At 64.1% G+C, this 13,250-nt stretch carries 11 protein-coding genes; all 11 read right to left on the reverse strand.

Going from position 1 to position 13,250, the window contains the following annotated elements; genetic code table 11:
• Window positions 1–8: 8 nt before the first annotated feature.
• The 11 genes from hflC to rlmN all read right to left on the reverse strand — a co-directional run bounded on the left by hflC (window position 9) and on the right by rlmN (window position 13,185).
• A complete protein-coding gene (gene hflC / locus AWB79_RS22850; protein ID WP_061169723.1) occupies window positions 9–911 on the reverse strand; it encodes a protease modulator HflC in 903 nt (300 codons plus the stop codon).
• An 11-nt stretch (window positions 912–922) separates the two neighbouring features.
• On the reverse strand, window positions 923–2,320 hold the full coding sequence (hflK, locus tag AWB79_RS22855; RefSeq protein ID WP_061169832.1) for an FtsH protease activity modulator HflK: 1,398 nt from the start codon (window positions 2,318–2,320) through the stop codon (window positions 923–925).
• Between the two features lie 48 nt (window positions 2,321–2,368).
• A complete protein-coding gene (hflX, locus tag AWB79_RS22860; protein WP_061169724.1) occupies window positions 2,369–3,637 on the reverse strand; it encodes a GTPase HflX in 1,269 nt (422 codons plus the stop codon).
• A gap of 87 nt (window positions 3,638–3,724) precedes the next feature.
• Window positions 3,725–3,961, reverse strand: coding sequence for an RNA chaperone Hfq (hfq, locus tag AWB79_RS22865; protein ID WP_006999489.1), 237 nt, complete (start codon window positions 3,959–3,961; stop codon window positions 3,725–3,727).
• Between the two features lie 161 nt (window positions 3,962–4,122).
• Window positions 4,123–5,463 carry a ribosome biogenesis GTPase Der gene (der, locus tag AWB79_RS22870; RefSeq protein ID WP_061169725.1) on the reverse strand — a complete coding sequence of 447 codons (1,341 nt, stop codon included), beginning with the start codon at window positions 5,461–5,463 and terminating at the stop codon, window positions 4,123–4,125.
• Window positions 5,464–5,842: 379 nt separating this feature from the next.
• Window positions 5,843–6,988: an outer membrane protein assembly factor BamB gene (bamB, locus tag AWB79_RS22875; protein WP_061169726.1), complete on the reverse strand. Its 1,146-nt coding sequence runs from the start codon at window positions 6,986–6,988 to the stop codon at window positions 5,843–5,845.
• A 112-nt stretch (window positions 6,989–7,100) separates the two neighbouring features.
• Window positions 7,101–7,730, reverse strand: a complete 630-nt coding sequence (locus AWB79_RS22880; RefSeq protein ID WP_061169727.1) for a tetratricopeptide repeat protein — start codon at window positions 7,728–7,730, stop codon at window positions 7,101–7,103.
• Window positions 7,731–7,835: 105 nt separating this feature from the next.
• On the reverse strand, window positions 7,836–9,185 hold the full coding sequence (gene hisS, locus AWB79_RS22885; protein WP_061169728.1) for a histidine--tRNA ligase: 1,350 nt from the start codon (window positions 9,183–9,185) through the stop codon (window positions 7,836–7,838).
• Between the two features lie 6 nt (window positions 9,186–9,191).
• Window positions 9,192–10,520 (reverse strand): flavodoxin-dependent (E)-4-hydroxy-3-methylbut-2-enyl-diphosphate synthase, encoded by a 1,329-nt coding sequence (gene ispG / locus AWB79_RS22890; RefSeq protein WP_061169833.1) that lies wholly within the window; start codon window positions 10,518–10,520, stop codon window positions 9,192–9,194.
• Window positions 10,521–10,676: 156 nt separating this feature from the next.
• Window positions 10,677–11,798, reverse strand: a complete 1,122-nt coding sequence (locus AWB79_RS22895) for a RodZ domain-containing protein (protein WP_061169729.1) — start codon at window positions 11,796–11,798, stop codon at window positions 10,677–10,679.
• A 244-nt stretch (window positions 11,799–12,042) separates the two neighbouring features.
• Window positions 12,043–13,185, reverse strand: coding sequence for a dual-specificity RNA methyltransferase RlmN (gene rlmN, locus AWB79_RS22900; RefSeq protein ID WP_061169834.1), 1,143 nt, complete (start codon window positions 13,183–13,185; stop codon window positions 12,043–12,045).
• Window positions 13,186–13,250 lie beyond the last annotated feature (65 nt).

Consider the following 13,250-nt stretch of genomic DNA (forward strand, 5'->3'; position numbering starts at 1 on the left):
GAGCGGGATCAGCGTTTCGCCGAGGCAGCCGCCGATGCATCCGGCGCGCCGCCCGTCGGGCTCTTCATGAAGCGGAAGAAATCGCTGCTCGGATCGACGACGATCACGTCGCCCGGCTTGAACGTCTTCTTATACGCTTCGAGGCTCTGATAGAACTGGTAGAACTGCGGATCGCGCCCGTAGGCATCGGCCGCTATGGCCGCCGCCTTACTATCTCCTTCGCCCTTGATCGACTGCGCCTGGCTGTAGGCGTCCGCGAGAATCTGCTGCTGCTCGCGCTCGGCGTCGGCCTTGATGCGGTCCGCCTCGGCCGTACCCTTGGCGCGTTCGTTCGACGCCGCCTGCTGGCGCGCCGCGATCATGCGCTTGTAGACCGCGTCCGCCACTGCCGACGGAAAGTCGATGCGCGTCATCTGCAGATCGACGAGCTGCACGCCGAACGCCGCGGCCGCGCCTTCCACGCTCTTCTGCGCCTCGCTTTCGAGCGCCTGCTGGCTGGCGAGCGCGTCGGTGAGCGAGCGCTTCGCGAAGGCGCTCGCGAGCGCCGTGCGCGCGAGCGCGACGATGCGTTCCTGCGCCGTCTGCGTGTTCTTCTCGTTGCTCTCGAAGAGCTTCAGGGGATCGGCGACGCGATACTTGATCACCGTGTTCACCAGCACTTCGTTCTTGTCCTCGGTCGAGAAGCGGTCGGCGCCGGATTCGTCGATGGTGAGCGTGCGCGTGTCAATGAGCGTGAGCGTCTGGAACGGAGGCGGCAGCTTGAAATGCAGGCCGGGACCTTCGAGACGCGGATTGCCTTCGCCATGCGCGGCGACCACGCCGGCATGTCTTTCGTCGACGGTGAAGATCATCGACGAGCCGATGAACAGCACGATGACGACCGCGACGACGAGCGCAATGATTCGATTCATGTTCGCGCTCCTTACTGCAGGTCTTCGGATCGGCTGCGCGAGCGGAACGCATCGCGCGAGCGCATCGAGTCGGAGCCGGCATTCGCGCTCGCGCCGCTGGCGGCGCTTGCCGGGATGGCCGGCGCGGCGGAAGCGGGTGTCGACGCCGGCGCCGCGTTCTGCGCGCGCGCCTGCTGTCCGTCGGCGGCCGGGACGTTCGCCGCGGTGGCGCCGCTCGCGCCCTCTGCCGTTTCCTTCGCCTGCTGACGATTGGCCTCGACGAGCTTGTCGAGCGGCAGATAGACGACGTTGTTGCCTGCCTTGCTGTCGACGAACACCTTGGTGGTACGCGAGTAGATCTGCTGCATCGTGTCCAGGTACATGCGTTGACGGATGACCGCGGGCGCCTTTGAGTATTCGGCGTAGACCTCCTTGAAGCGCTCCGCGTCGCCCTGCGCCTGCGTGACTTCGCGATTGCTGTAGGCGCGCGCCTCGTCGATCAGCTTGGCCGCGTCGGCCTTGGCGCGCGGCAGCAACTGGTCCGCGTACGCTTGCGCCGTGTCGCGGGCGCGTTCGTTGTCCTGGCGCACGCGCGCCGCCTCCTCGAACGCCGACTGAACCTGCTGCGGCACCTGCACGCTCTGCACCGCTACACCCGTCACCTGCAGGCCCGTGCGGTACGTATCGAGCGAACGCTGAATGGTTTCGATCAGGCGCGTGCGCAGCGACTCGCGATCCTTGTACAGGATGTCGTCGGTCTTGAGGCCGCCCGCGATCTCGCGGATCGCCGACTGCGCGGCCTGCGTGACGCTGTCGTCCGCATTGACGCTGCGGTACAGGAAATCCGTGGGCGACTTGATCTGGTACTGCACGGCGAACCGCACGTCTACGATATCGGCGTCGTTCGTCAGGAGCGACGCGTCGCGCACGTTGCTCTGCGAGAGCGCGGTGCCGCGCCCCACTTCGACCGAGCGGACCTGCGAGGTATCAACGATTTCGTTCGACTGGAACGGATACGGCAGGCGCCAGTGAATGCCCTGCGAGACCGTCTGACGGTACTTGCCGAACTGCGAGACGACGCCGACATGGCCGTCCTGCACAACGAACACGCCGCTGCCGAGATAGATGGCGATCAGCACGCCGATGACGACGCCCACGCCGATCTTCGTGCCGCGGCCGTTGTCGCGCGGCGCGCCGTTGCCGTTGCCGGGCTTGCGTCCGAACATGCCGGCGATGCGGCGATTGAACTCACGCCACATTTCGTCGAGATCGGGCGGACCTTCGTCCTTGCCATTCGGACGCTTGCCGTCCTGCGGGCGCTTCGTGTCGTTCTTCACGCCATTGCCGTCGCCCCGCCCCCAGCGCGGATCGTTGATCGAAAAGACGGCATGTTCGGCGTGCCGGTTAGTCCGCTCTTTGTAGTCGTTCACTCGGTGATTCACCATTGGACAGCGGGGTCGATATCGTTCCGACACGGATCAGTCTCCGTTCGCGGGAACCTTGTGATCGTCACGTGTTTCGGCCGGCCGGTGGTCCTCCGGCGGCGCGTTCGTGTCGTGTGTGGCGTTTGACCCGGACTGCGTGGATTCCTCGGCCTCGGGCGCCTCGTGCGGTTCCGACGTTTCCGCGAGCACGCTGGGCAGGCCCGCTTCCGCTTCCCCGGATTCCGCCATGGCGATTTCAGCGATGGCAGCGCGCAGCGCATCGAGCCCCTGACCCGTGCGCGCGCTCAGAAAGACGCGCGAAATATTACCATACTCGTCCCTTTCAACCGCCTCGCCACGGGCTTCGAGCTCAGGCACCGCATCGATCTTGTTGAAGACGAGGATCTGGCGAATGTTGTCCGCGCCGATGCCGCGCAACACCTCGTTCACCTGATCGATCTGATCCAGGCGCACCGCGCTCGATGCATCGACGACATGCAGCAGCACGTCCGCGTGAATGGTTTCCTCCAGCGTCGCGCGGAATGCGGCGACGAGCTGGTGCGGCAGTTCGCGGATGAACCCGACCGTGTCCGATACCACCACGTGCCCCGCTTCCTCGCCCAAGAACACGCGGCGGGAGGTGGTGTCGAGCGTCGCGAAAAGCTGATTGGCGGCATACGCCTGCGCCTTCGTCAACGCGTTGAAGAGCGTGGACTTGCCCGCGTTCGTATAGCCGACGAGCGACACCGACATCGTCCGGTTACGCACGCGCTGACGACGCTGCGTGCCATGCTGACGGCGCAGCTTTTCAAGCCGCGACTTGAGCGCCTTGATGCGCTCGCCGATCAGCCGGCGGTCCGTTTCGAGCTGCGTTTCGCCAGGTCCGCGCAAGCCGATACCGCCCTTCTGACGTTCGAGGTGGGTCCATGCGCGAATCAGGCGCGTGGACAAATATTGCAGTTGCGCGAGTTCGACCTGCAGCTTGCCTTCGTGACTGCGGGCGCGCTGCGCGAAGATATCGAGAATGAGACTCGTACGGTCGACTACGCGACGATTCAGCGCGACTTCGAGATTGCGCTGCTGCGCAGGTGCGAGCGCGTGATTGAAGATGACGAGTTCGACGTCGTTCGCGTCGCACTGCAGGCGCAGTTCCTCGACCTTGCCGGAGCCGATGAACATTTTGGCATCGGGGCTCGAACGGCGGCCGGTGAGCGTGACGGCGGGATGGGCGCCCGCACTCTGTGCGAGCAGGCTGAGTTCTTCCAGACTGGCTTCGAAATCGATCTTGCCGAAGTCGATGCCTACAAGCGCTGCGTTGATCAAATTAATGGTATTAAGTTTTTGAAGCGACCGGCGAGTTGCTTAATGTTCGCTTTGGAATGGCAAATAGGCGCCGGTCGCAAGCATGGTTTAGGACGATTCAGCGTCCGGGTGGAAATTCACCGGACGGGCGGGCACAACCGTGGAAATGGCGTGCTTATAGACCATCTGGGTGACCGTATTTCGGAGCAACACGACGTACTGGTCGAAAGATTCGATGTTTCCTTGAAGCTTGATGCCGTTGACCAAATAGATCGACACCGGCACGTGCTCTTTACGCAGTGCGTTCAAAAACGGGTCTTGTAACAATTGCCCTTTGTTGCTCATAGCAAACTCCGTGTTTTTTTGCAGGTTGGAAGTATTGTGGACGAAGAAAAAGAGATCCGCCGACAATCGCTACACTATAGCCGATTTTCGCTAAATCACGTTTTCGGCACCAGATCGGCCAAATGGCCTAAGGCGCCGTGGCGCAAGGCTTCACGCGGTTCTCATTCCTTGTCCGCGTAAGGGTTTCGGCTCGACCGAAACTCTATGCGAAGTGGAGTGCCGGCGAGTCCAAAAGTTTCGCGAAAGCGCCCTTCCAGATAACGCTTGTACGTGTCCGTGACCGCGTCGAGCGCATTGCCGTGCACGACGATAATCGGCGGATTTTGCCCGCCCTGGTGCGCATAACGCAACTTCGGGCGTACCGGACCGCGGCGGCGCGGCTGCTGGAATTCCACCGCTTCGATGAGCGCGCGCGTGAGCTTCGGCGTGGGCAGCTTGGCCATCGCGGCGGCGTAAGCGTCGTCGACCGATTTCATCAATGCGCCGATGCCAGTCTTCTCAAGCGCCGAGACGTAGTGGAATTTAGCAAAGTCCAGAAACTTGAGCTTGCGGGTAAGGTCGGCCTTGGTGCGCTCGCGCACATGCGAGTCGAGCCCGTCCCACTTGTTCACGCCGACCACCAGCGCGCGGCCCTGCTCGACCACGAATCCGGCGATATGCGCGTCCTGCTCCGAAATGTCCTGTTGGGCGTCGAGCAGCAGGATCACGACGTTCGCGTCCGCGATCGACTGCAGCGTCTTGACCACCGAGAACTTCTCGATGGCTTCGAACACCTTGCCGCGACGGCGCAAACCCGCCGTGTCGATCAAGGTGTATTTGCGGCCTTGTCGCTCGAAATCAACGTAGATCGAATCGCGCGTGGTGCCCGGCATGTCGAACGCGATCACGCGCTCCTCGCCGATCAGCGTGTTCACGAGCGTCGACTTGCCGACGTTCGGCCGCCCGACGATCGCGATTTTCACGCCATGCTGCGCCTTCTCTTCCTCGGTTTCTTCCGGCTGATCCGTGTACGCGATGTCGAGCGCGTCGTTGATCATCTCCAGCACGCCGTCGCCGTGCGCCGCCGAAATCGCGCGCGGATCGCCGAGACCCAGCTCATAGAAGTCCGACGCGACCGCCGTGTACTTCATGCCCTCGGCCTTGTTCACGACGAGAAAGAGCGGCCGGCCGGTCTTGCGCAGGTAGTCCGCGATGGACTTGTCCTGCGGCGCCAGGCCGTTGCGCCCGTCGACGATGAACACGACGATGTCCGCTTCCTCCACGGCCTGACGCGTCTGACGCGCCATTTCGTGCAGAATGCCGTCCTTCGCGACCGGCTCGAAGCCGCCCGTGTCCACCACGAGATACGGGCGCTCGCCGCCCAGGCGGCCTTCGCCGTAGTGACGGTCGCGCGTGAGGCCCGGCAGGTCCGCGACGAGTGCGTCGCGCGAGCGCGTGAGCCGGTTGAAGAGAGTCGATTTCCCCACATTGGGGCGCCCGACGAGGGCAATCACGGGTTTCATCTGATGTTGTTCAAGGTTGAACGCAAGGCGGACGCGGTACGCGCGGTTCAAACGTCTCGTTGCGTTCCGCTACGCCGCGCAATGGCTGCGCTTGTCAAAATTAGCATGGATTGGGCTTGCCGCACGCGAGGCGCGCCGGTGAATCAAGCCTTCGGCGGTCGATCGCCGGCTTTGCCTCATCTCGAGGCCGTTTCTTGCGCGGCGAGTTCGCGCACGCTTCGTTATTACGTCCCTGCTTTTGCATGCAGGTTGTGTCGCGATGCGCGCGCGGCGCATCACCTTCTTTCTCGTGCGGCCCGGGGTTGCCGGGCCTGCCGCGCGGCGCGCTTGCTACTCGACGAGCGCGAGGGATTCAAGTCCCTCGCGGCTCGCTGCGACTTCAGCTACCCGGACGGAAACCGTAGAGATCGCCGTCATGCGTCTGCACGACGAGCGTATCGCCCGCCAGCACGGGCGCCGCGGTGATCGCGCTGCCATCGGTCGGCGCGCGGCCGATCAGTTCGCCGTTTTCCGTATTCAGGAAGTGCACGAAACCCTGATAGTCACCCACCACGACCGCACGTCCGAGAATGTACGGCACACTGACGTTGCGGTTCTTGAGCGCCTCCGTCTTCCAGAGCGGCGTGCCATCCGCCGCGCGGAACGCGTTGACGACCGACCAATCGTCGCCTGCCGCGACGACGTTGTCCGTCTGCGCGAGACCGCTGTCGCTCGAGAAACTCTTCTCCCACACCGGGCGACCCGAGTTCGCATCGAAGCAGCCAATGCGGCCCTGGAACGTCACCGCGCACGTCTGCGCCCCGACGAGACCCGGCGCGCCGGTCACGTCGTTGATGCGCTCGACTTCGGTCACGCCCTTCGGATACGACACCGGCGCCTGCCAGTAGGCATCACCCGTCTGCAGGTTGATCGCCGCGAACGCGCCACCCGGGAAACCCGCGAGCACCGCCTGATTGCCGGCGAAGGTCATGCCCGCCGAGACGCGCAGGTTCAGCGGCACGGCGCGAAGCTGGAACACCCACTTCTGCTCGCCGGTCTGCGCGTTGAACGCGATCACCTTGCCGTCGATCGTGCGCACGATCACGAGATCATTGCCGACGAGCGGCGGCGAAACGATTTCGCCCGGCGCCGTGGCCGTCCACAGCAACTTGCCGTCGGCGCCGAGCACGTCGACCTTGCCCTTCAGGCCGCCCACCGCGGTGAGATTGCCGTCGCTGCCGACGCCCGCCGACAGATCGTCCTTGAGCTTGGTGCGCCAGACGTCCTGGCCGGTCTTCGCATCGATCTTGGCGACCGTGCCGTTCGTGCCCGCAGCGTAGACGTGATCGCCCACCGCGACCGGCGAGAACAGATAGCGGCCAGCCTTGCCGACGCTCGCTTTCCAGGCCTGATTGACGTTCAGCACCGGCTTGAAGTCCACGAGCGGTGTCGGCACGCGGCGTTCATCCTTGGTCGACGAGCAAGCAGCCAACAAGGCGGTCATCGCACAGGCGAGCGGCACGGCGTAGCGTTTCAAAAAAGTCATCGGTGGACGCAACATGGATTGGTGAATTCGGTTGATCGGCGCCGCCCGCATCGCTCGATGGCGACGCGGCGGCTTGATGGGTCAAAGCCCGGGTCGACGGATACGAAGCGGATCAGCCGCCGAGCGCATCGAGCTTGAACTGGACCAGCTGGCGTGCGGACGTGTCGTTGGCCGGCAGCGTGTCGAGCGCCAGTTTGTAGGCCGCGCGCGCATCGTCACGCTTGCCTTGCGCGGCGAGCAGGTCGCCACGGCGATCCGCGATCACGCCCTTGAACGCGTCGAGCGGCGCATCCGCGAGCAGCTTCAGACCCGCGTCGTAATTCTTCTCGTCGAGCAGGACGAGCGCGAGGCGCAGCTTCGCGATCTGCTTGTACTCGTCGTCCTTCGCGTGATCGATGGCCCACTGCAGCTGCGCCTTCGCGCCCGCCGCGTTGCCGGCCATGTAGAACGATTTCGCCGCCGCGAGCGCGGTCATCTGCGCGTAACCCGTGCCGCTGAACTTGTCCTCCATGTCCGATGCGACTCGCGCGACCAGTGCCTGATCGTTACCGTTCACAGCCTGCTGCAGATGGTCGTAAAGCACCGATGCCTCGGCCGCCTGACGGCGCTGCCAGAAATTCCAGCCGTTGTACCCGGCGGCAATGACGAGCGCCACGAGGACGATCCACGTCGTGGAGTTACCCCATTTGGCCCACCAGGCCTTTACGCTTTCCAGTGATTCTTGTTCGTCGTGATAGCTCATCGTCCAGCTATTCCTTCCTGCGTTTCGTTACCCTCTACGAGCGCCGCGCGCGATGCCTGGGATCGTGACGATCCCGTTCGATGCGCGCGGCAACGCGCCTAAATATTAGGCAGCCTCGTCATCGGCGGTTGCAACCATCGCATTGATTAGATATTCGGTCAAGTCTTCCGCCGGAACGTTTACTTGCTCGTTCTTTTGCGCCTCGGGCGTTTCGCCGCCCGAACGACGCAGCGCCTTGACGCCGATCATGCCCTGCGCGAGTTCGTCTTCGCCCAGCACGACCGCAAAGGCCGCGCCGCTCGCATCGGCCTTCTTCATCTGCGACTTGAAACTCGCGGCTGCGCCGTCCGGGCTGCAATGCAAAATGACATCGAGGCCGGTGTCGCGCAAACGCTCGGCGACGATGAACGCATGCTCGGCAGCCTTCTCGCCCTGATGCACGACATAGACGTCGGTGCCTTCCGCTTCCGGCACGAGCTGCTCTTCCTTCAGCAGTTCGAGGATGCGCTCGACGCCCATCGCCCAGCCGCACGCGGCCGTCGGCTTGCCGCCGAGCTGCTCGATCAGCGGATCGTAGCGGCCGCCGCCCGCGACCGTGCCCTGCGCGCCGAGCTTGTCGGTGACCCACTCGAACACGGTCAGGTTGTAGTAGTCGAGGCCGCGCACGAGACGCGGATTGACGGTGAACGGAATGTTGTTGGCCTTGAGCAGACGCTGCACGCCTTCGAAGTGCTTGCGCGATTCCTCGCCCAGAAAATCGACGAGCTTCGGCGCGTTCTGCGCGATCTCCTGCATCGCCGGATTCTTCGTGTCGAGCACGCGCAGCGGGTTCGTGTAGAGACGGCGCTTCGCTTCTTCGTCGAGCGCATCGGCGTGCTTCTCGAGATAAGCGATCAGTTCCTGCCGATGCGCCGCGCGCTCTTCCGCCTGGCCGAGCGAATTCAGCTCGAGGCGGATGCCGGTGAGGCCGAGGTCGTCCCACAGGCGCTGGCACATCATGATGATTTCGGCGTCGGTGTCCGGGCCCGCGAAGCCGAGCGCTTCCACGCCGACCTGATGAAACTGGCGATAACGCCCGCGCTGCGGACGCTCGTGACGGAACATCGGCCCGATGTACCACAGACGCTTCGGGCCGTCGTACAGCAGATTGTGCTCGATGGTCGCGCGCACCACGGCAGCGGTGTTCTCCGGGCGCATCGTCAGATGCTCGCCGTTGAGCGAATCCGTGAAGCTGTACATCTCTTTCTCGACGATGTCGGTCACTTCGCCGATCCCGCGCGTGAACAACTGCGTATGCTCGACGATCGGCGTGCGGATGTTCTGATAGCCGTACGCGCGCAGCATCGACTTGACGGTGGTCTCGAAGAAGTCCCACAACGCGGCATCCTGCGGGAGGATGTCGTTCATGCCCTTCACGCCGCTCAGTTTCCCGAGCCGTTTATTCTGTTCAGTCATCTGTCTTCAGAGGGTTGCGGTGGACGTCTCTTCGCGCTTGCCGGTATTTTGGCCGTAAGTGCGCTCGACATAGTCGCTGACGATTTGCTGGAATTCGACGGCGATATTCTCGCCGCGCAGCGTCTTCACCTTGACGCCGTCGATGAACACGGGCGCCGCCGGATTCTCGCCCGAACCCGGCAGGCTGATGCCGATGTTCGCGTGCTTCGACTCGCCCGGACCGTTGACGATGCAGCCCATGACCGCGACGTGCATCTTTTCGACGCCGGCATATTGGTCGCGCCAGACGGGCATGGAGTTGCGCAGATAGGCCTGAATTTGCGACGCGAGTTCCTGGAACAGCGTGCTCGTCGTGCGGCCGCAGCCGGGACACGCGATGACCATCGGCGTGAAGGAGCGTAGGCCCATGGTCTGCAGAATTTCCTGACCGACGACGACTTCGCCCGTGCGCGCGCCGCCGGGTTCCGGCGTCAGCGAAATGCGGATGGTGTCGCCGATGCCTTCCTGCAACAGCACGGAAAGCGCCGCGGTGGACGCCACGATGCCTTTCGATCCCATGCCCGCTTCGGTCAGGCCCAGATGCAGCGCGAAGCTGCAGCGCCTGGCCAGCTCGCGATACACGGCGATCAGATCCTGCACGCCGCTGACCTTGCACGACAAGATGATCTTGTCGCGGCCCAGACCCAGTTCGACAGCGCGTTCCGCGGAGCCGATCGCCGATTGAATCAGCGCCTCGTACATCACGCTTTGCAGTTCCCACGGCGTGGAACGCGCGGCGTTTTCGTCCATCATGCGCGCGAGCAGGTCCTGATCGAGGCTGCCCCAGTTCACGCCGATGCGCACCGGCTTGTCATATTTGATCGCGGCTTCGATCATCTGCGCGAATTGCGTGTCGCGCTTCGCGCCCTGACCGACGTTGCCCGGATTGATACGGTACTTCGACAGCGCCTCCGCGCACGCCGGATGGTCGCGCAGCAGCAGATGGCCGTTGTAATGGAAATCGCCGACGAGCGGCACGGACACACCCATGCGATCCAGTTGCTCGCGGATATGCGGCACTTCGGCCGCCGCCTCCGGCGTATTCACCGTGATGCGCACGAGTTCCGAGCCCGCCTGCGCCAATTCCTTGATCTGGATGGCGGTGCCGATGGCGTCGGCGGTGTCGGTGTTGGTCATCGACTGCACGCGCACGGGCGCGTCGCCGCCGATCGTCACGATCTGGCCGCCCCAGCGTACATCCACCGCGTGCGAAGAGCGGCGCTTCAACGGACCACCGAAGACGGGTTCGGTAGAACAAATCTTGCTGCTGATCAGGGATTGAGCTTCGGATTGCATCGAAAAACCCTTTGGCAACCTTCGCGCCGCAAAGGCGGCGAGTTGCGTGATTGAAACCTCAAACGGGCGTCATGGCTTGCACCGTGACGCCCCTGACTTGTCTTTCGCGCTCGGCATCGACTCGATTCGCGCCTCGGGGAACCCTCGAGAAAGCCCTTAAGGGAGCGAGAGACGCGCGACATTGCCGCGTGCGGACGAATAACGCTTGGCATCGACCGGTTCGTCGTCGACCGACAACGATTCGACGCCCTTCACATTGCCGACGGTCACCTTGAAAGGCGCCTCGCCCTGCACCCGCTGCGTGCTGCCCGCGTGAACGAGGCCGGAATACAGTTCCTTGCCGTCCTTGCCGCGCACGCTAAACCAGCTATCTTCCTTCACTCTCAATTCGATGGCGCTCGACCCGCTGCCGGCAACCGCCGGAGCCGAAGCCGCCGCCGTGGTCGCCGATGCGGGTTTCGCCGCCGCCGGTGCGGGCGCCGCCGCGGCCGGCGTGCTCGCACCCTGCACCGCGGACAAAGTGGAGGACGAGGCGGGCAGCGCGTTGGTGCCGAGCGGACGCGGCATCGGCTGCTCACCGGGCGCGGTCGACACTTCAGGCAGCGACGCTTCGCCGGTGTTCGCCGCCGCGGCTTCGTCCGGCGTGGGCGCGGACGCCCCGCCGGCCGTTTCGTTCGATGGCGATGTCGACGACGACAAGCCCATCCCCGTGGTCGCCTTCAGCCGCGCGAGCCAGTTGCCCGAATCGCCGTTGGTGTGCCACATGATGAGCGCCGCCAGCACGACGATGACCGCGAGCACGCCCCACATCCACGAACGCTTGCGGCCCGACGAATTGCCGAGCGGCACCGACACGCGACCGCGCGGCAGACCCGCGCCGGCGGACGCCGGAACCTTCAGATTCTCTTGGATGGCAGCGCCGCCATCGCGCCGGAACGCCTGGGTGAACGGCGCGGGATCGGCACCCAGAATCTTCGCGTAGCTGCGCACGATGCCCGCCGCAAAAGTGCGATCGGGCATCTGGCTGATGTCGCCTGCTTCGAGCGCGAGCAGTTTCGGCGGCGAGACTTTCAGGCGCGCGGAAACGTCGTCGATCGACCATGCTTTCGCCTGCCGGAGCTGCGCGAGGCGCGCGCCGACAGCTTGGATCGAGTCCAGGTTCCCCGCCTGGCTCGCATTCGATGCCGCCCCTTCCGCAGCGGCCGGAGCGTCGTGCTGACTGCCGGGCCGGTTGCCGGTGTGACTGCCAAAAGGCGTCGGGTGCTGCGGCTCACTCATGCCAAATTCCTCGCATCGATTCTCTTATATGGCGCGTTTGCAACGTACGGTTGAAAAACCACGTGAACGATACAACTGCCGCGCCAATGCAGACGGCTTTATAACAAAAAGTGCGGCTTTTCGTGCCGCTTTCGGGTCGCTCTTCGCGTCCGCTTTTCATGGCTTTTGATTGCTGCTTTTCAGGCCTCGGGCTGAGGCCTGACTGCAGACGGCGCGCCGAGCCGTTGCGCGCCGCGATGCGCCATCAGACGGCGCGCACCTCGATCGTCTTGCTCCCCGCGCGATTCATGCGCTCGGCGAGACGCGTGCGATCCTGCACCGCGCCGGCGAGTTGGCCGCATGCCGCGTCGATGTCGTCGCCGCGCGTCTTGCGTACTGTGGTGACGACGCCCGCGTCGATCAGCACCTGTGCGAAACGCTTGATCTGCTCGTTCTTCGAGCGCGTCAGGCCCGACTCGGGGAACGGATTGAACGGAATGAGGTTGAACTTGCACGGCACGTCGCGCGTGACGGCGAGCAGTTCGCGCGCGTGCTGCTCGGTGTCGTTCACACCGTCGAGCATGCAGTATTCGAACGTGATGAAGTCGCGCGGCGCGACCTTCAGATAGCGCTGGCACGCCGCCATGAGTTCGCGCAGCGGATACTTCTTGTTCAGCGGCACGAGCATGTCGCGCAGCGGATCGTTCGGCGCGTGCAGCGACACCGCGAGCGCCACCGGCAGATCCGCCGCGAGACGGTCCATCATCGGCACGACGCCCGAGGTGGACAGCGTCACGCGCCGGCGCGACAGGCCATAGGCGTTGTCGTCGAGCATCAGTCGCATGGCCGGAACCACAGCGTCGTAGTTGAGCATCGGCTCGCCCATGCCCATCATCACGACGTTGGTCACGACACGCTCGCCCTTGCCCGGGCCGCCGACTTCGCGCCCCATCGACTTGCGCAGCGCGAATTCCGCCATGCGCAACTGGCCGATGATCTCGCCCGTGGTCAGGTTGCGTGAGAAGCCCTGCTTGCCGGTCGAGCAGAACCGGCAGTTGACCGCGCAGCCCGCCTGCGACGACACGCACAGCGTGCCACGCGTTTCTTCCGGAATGAACACGGTTTCGACCGCGTTGCCGTTGCCGACGTCGATCAGCCACTTGCGGGTGCCGTCGGCGGAAACGTGGTCGGAAATGATGTCGGGCATTGCCATATTGGCGCGGCCCTTGAGTTTTTCGCGCAGCGATTTCGCGAGGTCCGTCATGCCGTCGAAGTCTTCGGCACCGTACTGATGGATCCAGCGCTGCAATTGCTTGGCGCGAAACGGCTTTTCGCCCAGGCTGCCGCAATACGCGACCAGCCCGGCGGCGTCGAGATCGAGAAGGTTGACGTTGGTGCTGCTCGTCATGTCGAGTTCTGCCATTTCAGATTGCGAAGCCCGGAAGCTGTTTTCCGGGACCGTTCGCGCCATTT

It is taken from the genome of Caballeronia hypogeia (assembly GCF_001544875.2).
GTDB classification, from domain to species: Bacteria; Pseudomonadota; Gammaproteobacteria; order Burkholderiales; family Burkholderiaceae; genus Caballeronia; species Caballeronia hypogeia.

Excerpts from the sequence above, each read along its gene's own strand:
- der (WP_061169725.1), bottom strand. The coding sequence starts at position 5,463 with ATGAAACCCGTGATTGCCCTCGTCGGGCGCCCCAATGTGGGGAAATCG.
- AWB79_RS22895 (WP_061169729.1), bottom strand. The coding sequence starts at position 11,798 with ATGAGTGAGCCGCAGCACCCGACGCCTTTTGGCAGTCACACCGGCAAC.
- bamB (WP_061169726.1), bottom strand. The coding sequence starts at position 6,988 with ATGACTTTTTTGAAACGCTACGCCGTGCCGCTCGCCTGTGCGATGACC.
- AWB79_RS22880 (WP_061169727.1), bottom strand. The coding sequence starts at position 7,730 with ATGAGCTATCACGACGAACAAGAATCACTGGAAAGCGTAAAGGCCTGG.
- hflC (WP_061169723.1), bottom strand. The coding sequence starts at position 911 with ATGAATCGAATCATTGCGCTCGTCGTCGCGGTCGTCATCGTGCTGTTC.
- hisS (WP_061169728.1), bottom strand. The coding sequence starts at position 9,185 with ATGACTGAACAGAATAAACGGCTCGGGAAACTGAGCGGCGTGAAGGGC.
- ispG (WP_061169833.1), bottom strand. The coding sequence starts at position 10,520 with ATGCAATCCGAAGCTCAATCCCTGATCAGCAGCAAGATTTGTTCTACC.
- hfq (WP_006999489.1), bottom strand. The coding sequence starts at position 3,961 with ATGAGCAACAAAGGGCAATTGTTACAAGACCCGTTTTTGAACGCACTG.
- rlmN (WP_061169834.1), bottom strand. The coding sequence starts at position 13,185 with ATGACGAGCAGCACCAACGTCAACCTTCTCGATCTCGACGCCGCCGGG.